This is a genomic window from Sphingobium sp. TomMM7A, from assembly GCF_055397305.1.
The window spans coordinates 772342-786910 of record NZ_AP027311.1 but is presented as its reverse complement, the minus strand read 5'-3'; the positions used below and the strand labels follow the sequence as shown (position 1 = coordinate 786910).

General features: G+C 61.2%; 15 protein-coding genes. 9 read left to right on the top strand and 6 right to left on the bottom strand.

The features are described 5' to 3' along the window. The first annotated feature begins 156 nt into the window (after nt 1–156). The 5 genes from ACZ5ZH_RS04055 (at nt 157) to ACZ5ZH_RS04035 (ending at nt 2426) form a co-directional block, all read left to right on the top strand. Entirely contained in the window at nt 157–771 is a 615-nt protein-coding gene (locus ACZ5ZH_RS04055) for a hypothetical protein (RefSeq protein WP_464772260.1), read from the top strand. A 53-nt stretch (nt 772–824) separates the two neighbouring features. Further along, the gene (locus ACZ5ZH_RS04050; RefSeq protein WP_464772259.1) at nt 825–1202 is read left to right on the top strand and encodes a phage holin family protein; all 378 of its coding nucleotides are present in this window, start codon (nt 825–827) and stop codon (nt 1200–1202) included. Next, entirely contained in the window at nt 1199–1522 is a 324-nt protein-coding gene (locus ACZ5ZH_RS04045) for a hypothetical protein (RefSeq protein ID WP_464772258.1), read from the top strand. Before ACZ5ZH_RS04050 ends, ACZ5ZH_RS04045 begins: the two co-directional genes overlap by 4 nt. Beyond that, a complete protein-coding gene (locus ACZ5ZH_RS04040; RefSeq protein ID WP_464772257.1) occupies nt 1515–2102 on the top strand; it encodes a hypothetical protein in 588 nt (195 codons plus the stop codon). The genes ACZ5ZH_RS04045 and ACZ5ZH_RS04040 overlap by 8 nt, the downstream gene beginning before the upstream one ends. A 102-nt stretch (nt 2103–2204) precedes the next feature. Continuing rightward, a complete protein-coding gene (locus ACZ5ZH_RS04035; protein ID WP_449472159.1) occupies nt 2205–2426 on the top strand; it encodes a DUF4170 domain-containing protein in 222 nt (73 codons plus the stop codon). A gap of 4 nt (nt 2427–2430) precedes the next feature. Here ACZ5ZH_RS04035 and ACZ5ZH_RS04030 read toward each other — a convergent pair whose 3' ends face one another. The 6 genes from ACZ5ZH_RS04030 to carA form a co-directional block, all read right to left on the bottom strand. Next, on the bottom strand, nt 2431–3072 hold the full coding sequence (locus tag ACZ5ZH_RS04030) for a rhomboid family intramembrane serine protease (RefSeq protein WP_464772256.1): 642 nt from the start codon (nt 3070–3072) through the stop codon (nt 2431–2433). Between the two features lie 25 nt (nt 3073–3097). Continuing rightward, nucleotides 3098–3574, bottom strand: coding sequence for a transcription elongation factor GreA (greA, locus tag ACZ5ZH_RS04025; protein WP_449472156.1), 477 nt, complete (start codon nt 3572–3574; stop codon nt 3098–3100). An 80-nt stretch (nt 3575–3654) separates the two neighbouring features. Next, nucleotides 3655–6990: a carbamoyl-phosphate synthase large subunit gene (gene carB / locus ACZ5ZH_RS04020; RefSeq protein ID WP_464772255.1), complete on the bottom strand. Its 3336-nt coding sequence runs from the start codon at nt 6988–6990 to the stop codon at nt 3655–3657. A 5-nt stretch (nt 6991–6995) separates the two neighbouring features. Next, entirely contained in the window at nt 6996–7583 is a 588-nt protein-coding gene (locus ACZ5ZH_RS04015; RefSeq protein WP_464772254.1) for a hypothetical protein, read from the bottom strand. Then, on the bottom strand, nt 7583–7951 hold the full coding sequence (locus ACZ5ZH_RS04010) for a ribonuclease E inhibitor RraB (protein WP_449472150.1): 369 nt from the start codon (nt 7949–7951) through the stop codon (nt 7583–7585). The genes ACZ5ZH_RS04015 and ACZ5ZH_RS04010 overlap by 1 nt, the downstream gene beginning before the upstream one ends. Continuing rightward, nucleotides 7948–9111: a glutamine-hydrolyzing carbamoyl-phosphate synthase small subunit gene (carA, locus tag ACZ5ZH_RS04005; protein WP_464772253.1), complete on the bottom strand. Its 1164-nt coding sequence runs from the start codon at nt 9109–9111 to the stop codon at nt 7948–7950. Before carA ends, ACZ5ZH_RS04010 begins: the two co-directional genes overlap by 4 nt. A 155-nt stretch (nt 9112–9266) precedes the next feature. Here carA and ACZ5ZH_RS04000 point away from each other — a divergent pair, with 155 nt between their 5' ends. The 4 genes from ACZ5ZH_RS04000 (at nt 9267) to ACZ5ZH_RS03985 (ending at nt 14544) form a co-directional block, all read left to right on the top strand. Next, nucleotides 9267–9719, top strand: a complete 453-nt coding sequence (locus tag ACZ5ZH_RS04000; protein ID WP_464772252.1) for a GatB/YqeY domain-containing protein — start codon at nt 9267–9269, stop codon at nt 9717–9719. A 12-nt stretch (nt 9720–9731) separates the two neighbouring features. After that, nucleotides 9732–11636 carry a DNA primase gene (dnaG, locus tag ACZ5ZH_RS03995; protein WP_464772251.1) on the top strand — a complete coding sequence of 635 codons (1905 nt, stop codon included), beginning with the start codon at nt 9732–9734 and terminating at the stop codon, nt 11634–11636. A gap of 41 nt (nt 11637–11677) precedes the next feature. Then, nucleotides 11678–13726 (top strand): RNA polymerase sigma factor RpoD, encoded by a 2049-nt coding sequence (gene rpoD / locus ACZ5ZH_RS03990; protein WP_449472144.1) that lies wholly within the window; start codon nt 11678–11680, stop codon nt 13724–13726. Nucleotides 13727–13863: 137 nt separating this feature from the next. Continuing rightward, entirely contained in the window at nt 13864–14544 is a 681-nt protein-coding gene (locus tag ACZ5ZH_RS03985; RefSeq protein WP_464772250.1) for a DUF6975 family protein, read from the top strand. The last annotated feature ends 25 nt before the right edge of the window (nt 14545–14569 follow it).

Genomic DNA, 14569 nt, shown 5'->3' with positions numbered 1-14569 from the left:
GCCTTCAGGATTAGCAATGCAGGGCTTGCATGGACTCGAAAAATGCCGATGCTCAAATTAGTAACGGCAACGGAACTGTGGCCCGCCGCGAGCATTGAGGACGGATATCCATTCGCCCGCATCGCGACCCCACAAAATCTGAGGAGACATAGGACGATGGCCGACACCCCGGAAACCCCGCCCATCAAGCGCGCGAAGAAGGCTACTCCGGCGAAGCCCGCCAAGGGAAAGCCCGTTGCGACCCGCGAAGCGACACCCACCGCGCCCGCTCCGGTCAAGACGGCGGCGACGCGGCCCGCACCGACCGCCAAGCCCGGTAACGGCGCTGCTTCGCATGGTTGGGCAGCACAGATCGCACCGTTGAAGGCGCAGGCGGAAAAAGCCGCCCGGACGGCAGCTGACAAGTTCAACACTGTTGACTGGAAGACGCATATCGACCCGTTGAAGGATCAGGCAACGAAGACCGCCATGTCCGCAGCGGTCGTCGCTAAAGACAAGACTGGCACCGCGATGCAGAGCCTTGCCAAGCTGATCACGGACACGGCCGGAACTGTCGATGCGAAGCTGGGTCCGCAATATGGCGACTATGCACGGCAGGCGGCCGAAGCAGTAGCCGGTGCGGCCGACACATTGGACAGCAAGGACGTCGATCAACTGATGACCGAAGCGCGCGATTTCGTGCGCAAAAGCCCTGCTGTCGCAATCGGCGCGGCAGCGGTGGTCGGCTTCGTCCTGATGCGGTTGGCCAAGGGTTCAGACGACAAGGCTTGAACCCGACGTACCATCAATCACGCAAAAGCCCCGAAGCTGGGGCGGAGGGGTTTTTGACCGACGAACCTAGTCTGATCGCAGAGCCCCCCGAAGCCGGGCATGAGCAGGAGGACGGCGTTCGCGCGACGTTCGCCAAGCTGTACACGGACGGTCGAGCCTATGCCGATGCGGAGATAGAGCGGCAGAAGCTGCGCGTCGGCATAGCTGGTGCTGGTGTTCGAGATGCTGCGATTTTCGCAATTGTTGGCTTCCTGCTCAGCTTCGCGGGCCTGATCGCATTTCTGGTGGGGCTCGTAATGGCGCTTAGCCCCCATCTGGGAGCAGGCTGGTCGGCGCTGGCGGTGTTCGGCGTGGCGTTGCTCATCGCTGCCATATTGCTGGTACTCGCAAAGGCCAGAATCTCGCGCATGCGGAGGGCCATCAAGGCATGAATGGAACCGAAAAATATCGGCAAGCCGCGATCGATGCGGAGCAGCGGAAGGCTCGGTTTCTGTCCAGTCTGTCGGCAGCGAAGGATCGCATAGCGCCGGGACGGCTGAAGCATGACCTCAAGGAGAAGGCGGCAAGAGGGATCACCAATGGTCGCACCTATGTATCGACCAAGGTTCAAGAGCAGCCGATTGCCGTTGGAGCGACAGGGGCGGCTCTGCTGATCTATCTTTTCCGCAATCCGATTTCGGCACTTTTCAAACGGACATACGTTCGGATTACTAACCGTAACCCGGAAAGAGCGGAGACCGACCATGGCTGATATTCATGCCCAGATCACTCGCGTGCGCGACGCAGCGAACGACATTGCCGGAACTGCCACAGGCAAATTCCGGGATTCTACAGAGAAGGCTCGGGAAAATGCCGCTGAGCTGATCCAGACCGGCCGCGAACGCGCCGGTGGCGCCTATAGCGATGTGCGCGATCGCACTCAGCGGGTTGCAGCTCGAGCCAATGAGATTGTTCAGGAGCATCCTGTTGCCGCCGTCGCTGGCGCAGTGGCTGCTGGAGCCCTCGTCGCCTGGCTGTTCCCCAAGAGCCGCAGGGCGATGAAGGCTCTTCCCGCTATTGCCATGACTGCGGGGAGCCGTGTCGTGGAAGCGGCCATGGCAGCGAGCGCGGCCGCCGCCCAAGGCGCGGAGAATATCAAGGCCGGTGCAACTGACGCCCTCCACAATGCTCAAGATAGCGCCGCCAAGACCGCCGCTTCCGCTCGCGATGCCGCTGCCTCCGCCGATATCGCCGGAACTGCCTCGCGCATGGCTGATGACCTTGTGTCACTCGTCGCCAGCAAAATCGACACTGTCAGCGAGGCGCTCAAAGCCCGATTACCGAAACGCTGACCGCCGAAACGTTCGAAAGCGGTAGCTTTTGCGACGAAGCCTTGGACAGGAGTGGAGCCGTTGCTAAGGTGACCACTCCTTCCAAGGGAGACAGATTACATTATGAGCAAACTCCACCTCGTTATGGGCGGACGCGTCAAGGATCCTCAGACGCTGGAATTTGAAGATTTGAACTCAATTGATGTGGTGGGCGTCTTTCCTGACTATGCATCCGCTGAGAATGCGTGGCGAGGTGCGGCACAGCGAACCGTTGATGACGCCGAAATGCGTTATGTGATCGTGCACCTGCATCGCCTGCTGGAACCGGATTTGCCGCCAGCCTGAACCATCACACGATTGGCCGAGGTCCTTTGCGAAATCGCCAGAGCAGCAAGGGACGGGTCAGCACCAAGCCTACAAGGAAGCCTCCGATGTGAGCGGCTATGGCGATTTGACCAAGATCGCCAAAGCCGCCACGCGACGACGCGACGCCGATCATAAGTTGAAGGATGATCCAGCCAGCGGCCAGCCAGATCACGCGCAGAAAATTGGCAGAAAATGGGCCGATCCGCCGTACCGCACGCTGGCCATAAAGTAGAGCATAGGTCGCAAGAACGGCCGATATGGCGCCGCTAGCACCAACCATGGGGCTAGGCGAAGCGGGTCCTGCCGCCCATTGCAATAAAGCCGCGCCATAGGCACCGGCGATATAGAGGATCAGGACCGCACGCATTTGCAGCACCTGCTCGACCTGCCGCCCGCAAAAGACCAGCATCAACAGGTTGAAACCAATGTGCAGCCAACCCGCATGGATCAGCGTGCAACTGAGGGGCGTCAGCCACACAGGTACAGCAACTACGCCTGCAAAAAGCTGAGGATCGTCAATCCTGGCCGGGATAAAGCCACCGAGGATGGCGGCGGTGTCCACCTGGCCAGTCAGAGACAATATTAGAAAGGCGGCGAAAGTGATCACCGCGATCCCATTTGTCATACGGCCCGATGGCAATTTCACCGGCTTAGATGAATTCGATCTTGTCGATCAGGTAGAATTTGTCGCCTGCCGGAACCGACACCTCAATTTCCTCCCCGACCTGACGGCTGATGAGGGCACGTCCCAGCGGGCTGTTGTAGCTGATCATGCCAAGCTTCGCGTCGGCTTCCGCCTGCCCCACGATCTGGTAGCGAACCGGCTTTTCATCCTCATCCAGCAAGGTAACGGTCGCACCGAACACGACCTTGTCACCCGACAGTGATTTGGGATCGATGATCTGGGCGCGCGACAGCTTGTCCTCGAGATCGGCGATGGTGGCTTCAACCTGCCCCTGCCGTTCCTTAGCCGCGTGATATTCCGCATTTTCGGACAAGTCACCGTGGGCACGAGCTTCCTCGATGGCGTCCACGATCAAAGGCCGTTCGGCCTTCAATTCGCGGAGCTGCGTATTGAGCTTGTCATAGCCCATTTGCAGCATCGGCATCTTTTCGACGGTCGCCATTATTGCAAATCCTTCGTCAAAACTTCCCTTTGGCGGCTCCAACTCGGAGCCACCCGCAGCGTGCTTCCTTGTGCAGGGGATCAGGCTTGCGACACGGGATAATAGGACTGGAGCGACCGCACTTCAAGGGCATGGCCTCGAAGAGCCTCGATCGCATCGGCCGCAGCGACTGATGCTGCCGCCGTGGTGAAGCTGGCCACCTTGGCACGCAGCGCGCTGGTGCGGATCGCCTTGCTGTCCTTTAGCGACTGCCAGCCTTCGGTGGTGTTGAAGATCAGATCGATGTCGCCATCGGTGATCTTGTCCACGATGTGCGGACGGCCTTCGGCGACCTTGTTCACCGACTGGACCGCGATGCCCTGTTCTTCCAGATAGCGCGCAGTTCCGCCAGTGGCGACGATGGTGAAGCCCAGCCCTGCCAGCTTCTGCACCGCAGGCAGGACCACCGGCTTGTCGCTGTCCTTGACGGACACGAAGGCCGTGCCGCTCTTTGGCAGGACGGTGCCAGCGCCCAGCTGCGCTTTGGCGAAGGCGGTGGCGAAATTGCTGTCGATGCCCATGACTTCGCCGGTGCTTTTCATTTCTGGGGAAAGGACCGGATCGACGCCGGGGAAACGGGCGAAGGGGAAGACGGCTTCCTTAACTGCAATATGAGTTATAGAATTGCGGTCGATTTTGGGGAGGTCGCGAAGCATCTCTCCGGCCATGACCCGGCTGGCGATCTTGGCGATCGGGGTGCCGATTGCCTTGGCGACGAAGGGGACGGTGCGGCTGGCGCGGGGGTTTACCTCGATTAGGTAAACAATGTTGTCCTTTACCGCGAACTGGATGTTCATGAGACCGCGGACCGACAAGGCGCGTGCGAGAACGTCGGTTTGGCGCTCAATTTCGGCGATTACTTCAGCGGAAAGGCTGTAGGGCGGCAAGGAACAGGCGGAATCGCCGGAGTGGACGCCTGCTTCCTCGATATGCTGGAGGACGCCTGCCACAACGACGTCTTCGCCGTCACAGAGCGCGTCGACGTCCACCTCGGTAGCGTCGCGCAGATATTGGTCGATCAGCACCGGGGAGTCGCCTGACACCTGAACGGCGGTGGCGATATATTCCTCGAGCTGCGCCTGGCCGTCGACGATCTCCATGGCGCGGCCGCCCAGAACATAGGACGGGCGCATGAGGACCGGGTAGCCGATGCGGTTGGCGACGGCGATGGCCTCCTCGCGGCTGCGGGCGATGCCGTTGGCGGGCTGCTTAAGCTTCAGCTTGTCGATGAGGGCGGCGAAACGCTCGCGGTCTTCGGCTAGGTCGATCGCGTCGGGCGATGTGCCGAGGATGGGTACGCCCGCATCCTCCAGCGCCTGGGCGAGCTTCAGCGGGGTCTGGCCGCCGAATTGGACGATGACGCCCGCCAGCGTACCGTTCGACATTTCGACGCTCAGGATTTCGAGCACGTCCTCAGCGGTCAGCGGCTCGAAATAGAGGCGGTCGGACGTGTCATAATCGGTCGAAACCGTTTCCGGGTTGCAGTTGATCATGATCGTCTCATAGCCCGCATCCGACAGCGCGAAGCAGGCGTGGACGCAGCAATAGTCGAACTCGATCCCCTGCCCGATCCGGTTGGGACCGCCGCCAAGGATCACGACCTTCTTACGGTTGCTGGGCTGCGCCTCATTCTCCGCCTCGCCGAAGAGCGGGGCTTCGTAGGTGGAATACATGTAAGGCGTCTTCGCCTCGAACTCGGCAGCGCAAGTGTCGATGCGCTTGAAGACCGGGCGCACGCCTAGCTTGTGACGCAGGCTGCGCACTTCGCCTTCGGTGACGCCGCCGGTCATAGCTTTGACCGCTTCGTGGATCAGGCCCGAACCGCGTGCGATGCCGCGTTCCATGCCGCGCAGATTGGCGGATTTGAGCGCCAGATGGGCAAGGCGCTGGTCGGAAAAGCCCATGGACTTAAGGCGGCGCATGCCGTCCGCGTCCTGCGGCAGGCCATTTGCCAGCACTTCAGCTTCCGCGTCGATGATTTCCTTGATCCGCTCCAGGAACCAGGGATCGAACTTGGCGATGTTGTGGATCTCGGAGACGGTCAGCCCTTCGCGCAGGGCCTGGGCAGCGACCAGCAGGCGGTCAGGCGTCGGTGAGGCAAGCGCGGCGACGATGTCATCCTTGGGCGCGCCCACCAGATGCGCGACCTCGTCGAAGCCGCAGAGGCCGGTTTCCAGGCCGCGCAGCGCCTTCTGCATCGATTCATGGATGTTGCGGCCGATCGCCATCACCTCACCCACCGACTTCATGGCGGTGCCGAGCAGCGGCTCGCTCCCCTTGAACTTTTCGAAGGCGAAACGGGGGATCTTGGTCACGACATAGTCGATGGTTGGCTCGAACGAGGCCGGGGTCGCGCCGGTGATGTCATTCTCGATCTCGTCCAGCGTGTACCCGACGGCGAGCTTCGCCGCGACCTTGGCGATCGGGAAGCCGGTCGCCTTCGACGCGAGCGCCGATGAGCGCGAGACGCGCGGGTTCATTTCGATAACGATCAGGCGGCCGTCCTTCGGATTGACCGCGAACTGTACGTTGGAACCGCCTGTTTCTACGCCAATTTCACGCAGCGTCGCGATGCTCGCGTTGCGCATGATCTGATATTCCTTGTCGGTCAGCGTCAGCGCAGGCGCGACGGTGATGGAGTCGCCGGTATGGACGCCCATCGGATCGACATTTTCGATCGAGCAGATGATGATGGCGTTATCGTTGCGATCCCGCACGACCTCCATCTCATATTCTTTCCAGCCCAGGAGCGACTCTTCGATGAGCACTTCGGTGGTCGGCGACGCGTCGAGACCGCCGCGCACGATATTCACGAACTCTTCGCGATTATAGGCGATGCCGCCGCCGGTGCCGCCCATGGTGAAGCTGGGACGGATGATCGAGGGCAGCCCGGTGAACTCCAGCGCCTCCAGCGCCTCTTCCATCGTGTGGGCTATGCGCGAGCGGGCGGATTCGAGCCCGATCTTGTCCATGGCGTCGCGGAACTTGATCCGATCCTCCGCCTTGTCGATGGCTTCTGCATCCGCGCCGATCATCTGGACGCCGAACTTTTCCAGCGTGCCGTCATTGAACAGGGCCAGCGCGGTGTTGAGCGCGGTCTGGCCGCCCATAGTCGGCAACACCGCGTCGGGGCGTTCCTTCTCAATGATCTTCGCCACGATTTCGGGCGTGATCGGCTCGACATAGGTCGCGTCGGCAAATTCCGGGTCGGTCATGATGGTGGCCGGGTTGGAATTCACCAGGATGATGCGATAGCCCTCTTCCTTGAGCGCCTTCACCGCCTGCGTGCCCGAATAGTCGAACTCGCAAGCCTGGCCGATGATGATCGGGCCAGCGCCGATGATGAGGATGGAGGAGATGTCGGTTCTTTTAGGCATCTTGTTTACTTACGTCCCCACTTAGCTTCACCGCGCTCGACAATTTCTGAGCGAGACATTCCGATCGCCAAGTTGGCGTCTCCATAGTCCCCTCGGTACATACGATAATAAATGGATTGGATTTTCCGGTCGGACAGACCGGAAGGCTCTGAAAATCGAAAAACCGCTTCAGAACCGTTTCCTGCAAACTTGTTGAAATTTAGGCCAAGCGAAATCGCATCTTTCTTAAGCTTTTCGACGCTATTGCCGCGCACCTCAAAGAAAATAGCTTTGGGAAGGGTTGCCCCAAGCGTTGATATCCAAGACGGCAGTTCGCATCTTAGACCTTGAGGTTTAGCCTGCGACACCGTCGTGTAGCCACCTAGAGAGCGCACCACATACGGCACCTCGTTAATTAACGAAAACGGCTCAGGCACATCTGTTCGTTGAGTGACAAAAATGGTAAATCGTCCCACATCGCCTGGCTCGATTTCAGCAGCGGATGCTTGCCATTTTTTCGCCTTAGCTAGCTTCACTAACTCAGGAATTTTTGAAGCCGGTGCGAACACCTCGAGTGCCTGTGGGCAAGTCTGGGCAGTTGCAGCCGCGTCCATCAATGCACGCCCCCCGTCCGAGCTTCGCAACCCCAGCCGTCATATTCGACGCCGCAGAGGATCTCGATCTGGAGGCACTTCTTGGTCAGCGCCCGGATCGACTGCTCATCGACCGGCTGCTCGCATTCGAGGAAGAGGAACAGGTCGCCATCCTCATCTTCCTCGCGGTCCAGTTCGACGAAGCCGAACTGGCTGGCGATGGTGAGGACGCGCTCGAAATCCTTTTCGCTGCCCTTGAAGCTGACGTCGACCGGACGCGCCAGACGCGCCACGTCGCCATTGGCGGCGAGGTTGGCGAGGACTTCCTTGTCCGCCTCCCACTCCTGCGCAAGGCGGGCTTCGTCAACCGGGGGCAGGTTGAGGCTCACTTAAGCCCCTCAACGAAGCGCTGAAACAGGTAGAAGCTGTCCTGCGGGCCGGGCGAGGCTTCGGGATGATACTGGACCGAGAAGGCCTGTTTGTCCGTCAGTTCGATGCCGCAATTGCTGCCGTCGAACAGCGACACATGGGTCGGCTTCACATTGGCGGGCAGCGTACCGCTGTCCACCGCGAAGCCGTGGTTCATCGAGGTAATCTCTACCAGACCATCCGACAGGCGCTTGACCGGGTGATTGGCGCCGCGATGGCCCTGATGCATCTTGATCGTCTTGGCACCGGCGGCGAGCGCCAGCATCTGATGGCCGAGGCAGATGCCGAAGACGGGCTTGTTGGCTTCCAGCACCTTGCGGATCACGGGGACGGCATATTCGCCGGTCGCGGCCGGATCGCCGGGGCCGTTGGAGAGGAAGACGCCGTCGGGCTTCTGCTCCATCACCTGATCGAAGGTGGCGGTGGCGGGCAGGACGGTGACGCGGGCGCCTGCCTTCACAAGGTTGCGGAAGATGTTGTTCTTCGCGCCATAGTCGATGGCGACGACATGGGGGCGTTCCTGCCCCGCTTCATCCTTGCCGTAGCCGTGGCCGAGCTTCCACACGCCGTCTTTCCAGAGGCGGCTTTCCTTGCCCGTGACTTCGATGGCGAGGTCCATGCCTTCGAGGCCGGGCCAGTTCGCGGCTTTTTGCGCGAGGGCGGCGAGGTCGAAATTGCCTTCCGGATCATGGGCGATGACGACGTTGGGCGCACCCTTCAGGCGGATCATGCGGGTGAGCGCGCGGGTATCGACGCCGGACAAGCCAATGCGGCCATTTTCCTTCATCCACTGGTCGAAGGGCTCGACGTTGCGGAAGTTGCTGGGCTCCGTCACGTCCTGCCGCACGACGCAGCCGAGGGCGAAGGGATTGTCCGCTTCGACGTCATCCAGGTTCGTGCCGACATTGCCGATGTGCGGGAAGGTGAAGGTGACGATCTGCCCGGCATAGCTGGGGTCGGTCATCACTTCCTGATAGCCGGTCATGGCGGTGTTGAAGCAGAGCTCGCCCACTGCTTCGCCCACTGCACCAAAGCCACGTCCGAACACCGCGCTGCCATCGGCGAAAACCAATACCCCTGTCGCTCCTTTGGGCACGGTGAGGGTCTTGGCATCAGCCATGGTCGTAGCGTCCTTTATGCTTTTTGCGGGAACCCGTCTGCAGCGGGTTAAACGGCCGGTCACCTATGCTTGTGAGGCCCCGCGGTCAACCACTGTAAAAAATCTCTTTTGGCGTTATATCTGGTCTTTTCCGGCAGAACAGGATTCGTATCGCCATGATTCGCGAGCAGGTTAAGAGCGCCCAGGTCGAAGCCATGAAGGCGGGGGACAAGGAACGCCTGGCCGCGGTGCGTTTGATCATGGCGAAGCTGAAGGATCGGGATATCGAATTGCGCACGGCTTCGAACGTGCCGGATGACGATACGGTCGTTGTCGAGGTGCTGCAGAAGATGGTGAAGCAGCGGCGCGAATCGATCGAGATGTTCCGGAATGGCGGGCGCGAGGAGCTGGCGACTAAGGAAGAGGCCGAGCTGGGCGTGATCGAGAGCTTTCTGCCGCAGCAGATGAGCGAGGATGAGACGCGCGCTGCGATCGAGGGGATCAAGGCGGAAGTTGGCGCGGCCAGCGTCAAGGATATGGGGAAGGTCATGGCTGTGCTGAAGGAACGGCATGGGTCGGTGATTGATATGAGCAAGGCCAGTGGGCTGGTGAAGGCGGCTTTGGGCTGACATGAAGAGGCTATGAGCCTCTCCCCCGCCTTTCTTGATGAACTGCGCATGCGGACTTCGCTGTCGACGCTGATCGGGCGGACGGTGAAGGTGCAGAAGGCTGGGCGCGAGTATAAGGCGTGTTGCCCTTTTCATAATGAGAAGACGCCCAGCTTCACCATCAATGACGAAAAGGGCTTCTACCACTGCTTTGGCTGTGGGGCGCATGGGGACGCGATCCGGTGGATGACGGACCAGCGTGGGCTACCCTTCATGGAGGCGGTGAAGGAGTTGGCGGCGACGGCGGGCATGGACGTGCCCGCGCCCGATCCGCGTGCGGCGAAGCGGGCGGAGCAGGCGAAGGGTCTGCATGACGTCATGGCGGCGGCTCAGGCTTTGTTCGAGGCGCAGCTTGGCGGGATCGAGGGTGCGGAGGCGCGGGATTATCTTGTCCGGCGTGGGATCAGTGAGGCTACGCGGCGGGCTTTTGGTTTTGGCTATTCGGCGGATTCCAAGGGCAAGCTGAAAGGCGCGCTGGCGGAATTTGGTGATCCGATGCTGATCGAGGCTGGTTTGCTGATCGATCCGGATGGCGCCGAGCCGGACGGCGGAAAAAGTAAGAAACGCGAGAGCTATGATCGCTTCCGGGGGCGGCTAATGCTGCCGATCCGGGATATTCGCGGGCGGGTGATCGCTTTTGGTGGGCGGATTCTTGGCACTGGCGAGCCTAAATATCTGAACTCGCCGGACACGCCGCTCTTCGACAAGGGGCGGACGCTTTACAATATCGATCGCGCCTCCCCTGCCAGCCGCCAGAGCGGGCGGGTGATCGTGGTCGAAGGCTATATGGACGTGATCGCGCTGGCGCAGGCGGGCTTTGGCGAGGCGGTGGCGCCGCTGGGGACCGCGTTGACGGAGCATCAGATCGAGCGGCTGTGGAAGATGGTGGATGTGCCGGTGCTGTGCTTCGATGGCGACGCGGCGGGGCAGAAGGCGGCGATACGGGCGGCTGTGCGGGCGCTGCCGCTGCTGCGGCCGGGGATGAGTTTGGCCTTTGCGACGCTGCCTGCGGGGCAGGATCCGGACGATCTGATCCGGGCGGAGGGGCCGGGAGCGATGGAGCGGGTGCTGGATGCAGCCGAACCGCTGGTGGAGCGGTTGTGGGCGTATGAGCAGAAGGCGGCGCCATTGGATACGCCCGAGCAGCGGGCGGCGCTGAAGCAGCGGCTGCGTACGATTACCGACGCCATCGCGCATCCCGATGTGCGGGCGCATTATGTGCAGATTTTCCGTGAGCGTTATGATGCGCTGTTCTTTGCGCGGCAGACGCAGGCGAGCGCACCCCGGCATCAGCGTGGGACGGGCGCGCGGCAAGGGTGGCAGCGCGACCGGCGCGGGAACTGGAAGCCTCCCCTGCCCCCGGTCGGTCACGAGGCGCGGGCGATTGGCGTCAGCGGCATGGAGCAGCGGCTGCTGCGCGCGGTTCTGGCGAGTTTGTTGCGGCATCCCGAGCAGATAATGATGCACCGGGAGATGCTTTCGGCGCTGCATATCGGCGATTCGGCACTGGCCGAACTGATGCAGGCGATGATTGCCGCATCGTTCCGACAAGAAACAGTTGAAACAGAGGGCCTCCTTACCATATTGGGCCAAGGTGAAGTGTATAATATGGCGAAGGGGATGCTCCGGGCCGACACGTTCACATTCACCCCCAGCAGGATGAAGACCGATCCCGGTCGCGTTCAGCGCGATCTGGAAGAGGCTATCCGGGTGATGGCGCAGGGACCGGAGTTGGAGACGGCGCTGGCGGAGGCGACGAGGCGGGCAAGGGAAGACCTTAACGAGGAAACCTTTGCCGAGCAGCAGCGGATCCAGCGGTTAAAAATGGATCATGACCAGCGCCTGGCGGAACTGGCGCAGTCCGAAGATATTGTTTGATAGATCGTCCCCCGGCGGGATGATGGAGCTAAGGCGAATAAATGGCGAGCAAGGCGACAGGCAAGGGTGCGGGCGAGGATGTGGATAGCGGCGATGCACCGCTGCTCGATCTGAATGAGGCTTCGGTCAAGAAGCTGATCGCGCGCGCCAAGAAGCGCGGCTACATCACCTATGACGAGTTGAACGACGCCCTGCCGCAGGACCAGATGTCCTCCGAGCAGATCGAAGATATCATGGCCGCGCTTAACGAAATGGGCGTGAACATCGTCGAGAATGAGGAAGCCAGCGAGGACGGCGACGAGCAGCGCGAACGGGAAGATGCCGAGGACGCCGAAGATGATTCGGGCGATGAAGAAGGCGCGCCCAAGCTCGTCACCGAAAAGAAGAAGGAAACGGTCGACCGCACCGATGACCCGGTGCGCATGTATCTGCGCGAAATGGGCGCGGTGGAACTGCTCAGCCGCGAGGGCGAAATCGCCATCGCCAAGCGCATTGAGGCCGGCCGCGACACGATGATCCTGGGGCTGTGCGAAAGCCCGACGACCTTCAACGCGATCATCGAATGGTCGACCGCCCTCAACAATGGCGAGATGCAGCTGCGCGAGATCCTGGACCTCGACGCGATGCTTTCCAAGGACCCCGCGCCCGAGAATCTGGAGGAAGGCGCCGAGGACGATGACGGCGAGATCAGCGAGAAAACCGCTGGCCCCAGCTTCAAGGAAGAGGAGGAGCCCGAGGAAGAGGCAGCCGATTCCGACGAGGATGAGGACGGCCTGACCGAACGCCGTGCCCGGCGCGTGGAAGAGGAAGAAGAGGAAGACAACACTCTTTCCCTCGCCCAGATGGAAGAAACGCTCAAGCCGATGGCGCTTGAGAAGTTCGCGACCATCACGGAGATTTTCCGCGCCTTCTCGCGTGCGCAGGAATCGCGCATGGCCGCGATGGCCAATGGCGAGACGCTGAGCCAGAAGGCCGAGGACGATTATCAGGAGCTGCGCGAGCGGCTGACCGCCGAGGTCGAAAGCGTCCAGTTCCACCAGCAGAAGATCGAATATCTGGTCGATCAGCTCTATGCCTATAACCGTCGTCTGACGGCGCTGGGCGGGCAGATGCTGCGTTTGGCGGAACGGCACAAGGTCAGCCGCAAGGACTTCCTCGACCGCTATGTGAACCATGAACTGGACGACGCCTGGCTGGACAAGGTTCAGGGCCTCGACAAGAAATGGGCGGCTTTTGCGGCAGCCGAAGCACGCGCCGTCGAGCGCATCCGTACCGAGGTCAGTGAAATCGCGCAGGCGACCGGCATGTCGCTGGGTGAGTTCCGCCGTATCGTCAACATGGTGCAGAAGGGCGAACGCGAAGCGCGGATCGCGAAGAAGGAAATGGTCGAGGCAAACCTGCGCCTCGTCATCTCCATCGCTAAAAAATATACGAACCGTGGCCTGCAATTCCTTGATCTTATTCAGGAAGGCAATATCGGCCTCATGAAGGCCGTCGATAAGTTCGAATATCGCCGCGGCTACAAGTTCAGCACCTATGCGACCTGGTGGATCAGGCAGGCGATCACCCGGTCGATCGCGGATCAGGCGCGGACCATCCGTATTCCGGTCCACATGATCGAGACGATCAACAAGCTGGTGCGCACGTCCCGCCAATTCCTGCATGAGCAGGGCCGCGAACCGACGCCGGAGGAAATGGCCGAGCGCCTTTCCATGCCGCTGGAGAAGGTACGCAAGGTGATGAAGATCGCCAAGGAGCCGATCTCCCTCGAAACGCCGATCGGCGACGAGGAGGATTCGCATCTGGGCGATTTCATCGAGGACAAGAATGCGGTCATCCCGGTGGATGCGGCAATTCAGGCGAACCTGAAAGAAACGGTCACCCGCGTTCTGGCTTCACTGACGCCGCGTGAGGAACGCGTGCTGCGCATGCGTTTCGGCATCGGCATGAACACCGATCACACGCTGGAGGAAGTGGGCCAGCAGTTCAGCGTGACCCGCGAACGTATTCGCCAGATCGAGGCGAAGGCGCTCCGTAAGCTGAAGCATCCGAGCCGCAGCCGGAAAATGCGGAGCTTCCTCGACCAATAGGGTCTGAGACACGGTGAATTGATCCGAAAGGGCGGCTTCAGGGCCGCCCTTTTTTTCGTCTCATAAACCGCTCTTTTACCTCAACTTCCTATGGTCGTGGCAACAGACACACTGGCGCGGCGGCCGCAGGGGTTATCATGAACGAAGCAGCTACACGCTTGGCGACAGGCGACATATCTCAGGTGATCGAGGCGCTGGTGGCGGCTGATGGAACGGCCGCTCATGCTCATGCGAGCAGCGCAAGGACCATCATGAGCCGTGATGCTGTCCTGACGTTGCCGGACCTCGCCGATGCCGCGCATTATCTATGCCTGCTGCACGGGCGTCACCCAGGTGTCATCGATCACGCAGCGAACCGATCGGCAGACAGCGCGGCTCGGAGCTGGCTAGTCCAGGCGGGGCAGGCGTTTGCGCGGGAGCGGGCCTATCTGACTCAAGTTGCGGTGGCGCTAGGCCCGATACCCAGCACGGCGGGGCAGAGCGACTGTGAGACGATCGTCAGCCAGCAACGTCATGCGCTGGATATGCTGGCTCAATCGGACAGGCGCGGATGCGCCATGGGGGCAGCCATGGCGCTGGTGCTGGATTGGCAAGCTGTACGCGACGTGCTCGACATGGCGGCGATTCGCGTGGGGCTTGAACCCTCTCCATCCGATCTTCCCGACCGGGCGCAGACCTTTGCCGTAGCGCGAGCGATCGGCAGCGACGGAGCGGCCGATCGGGCCATACAATTTGGCGCGCGGCAACTGCTCAGCCAGCAGCGTGGCCTTTGGGACCTGCTGAAAGCGCGTGCCGAGGTTCGGCGGCAGAGGCCGTAGGAATAACCGATTGCGGCGCTGGACC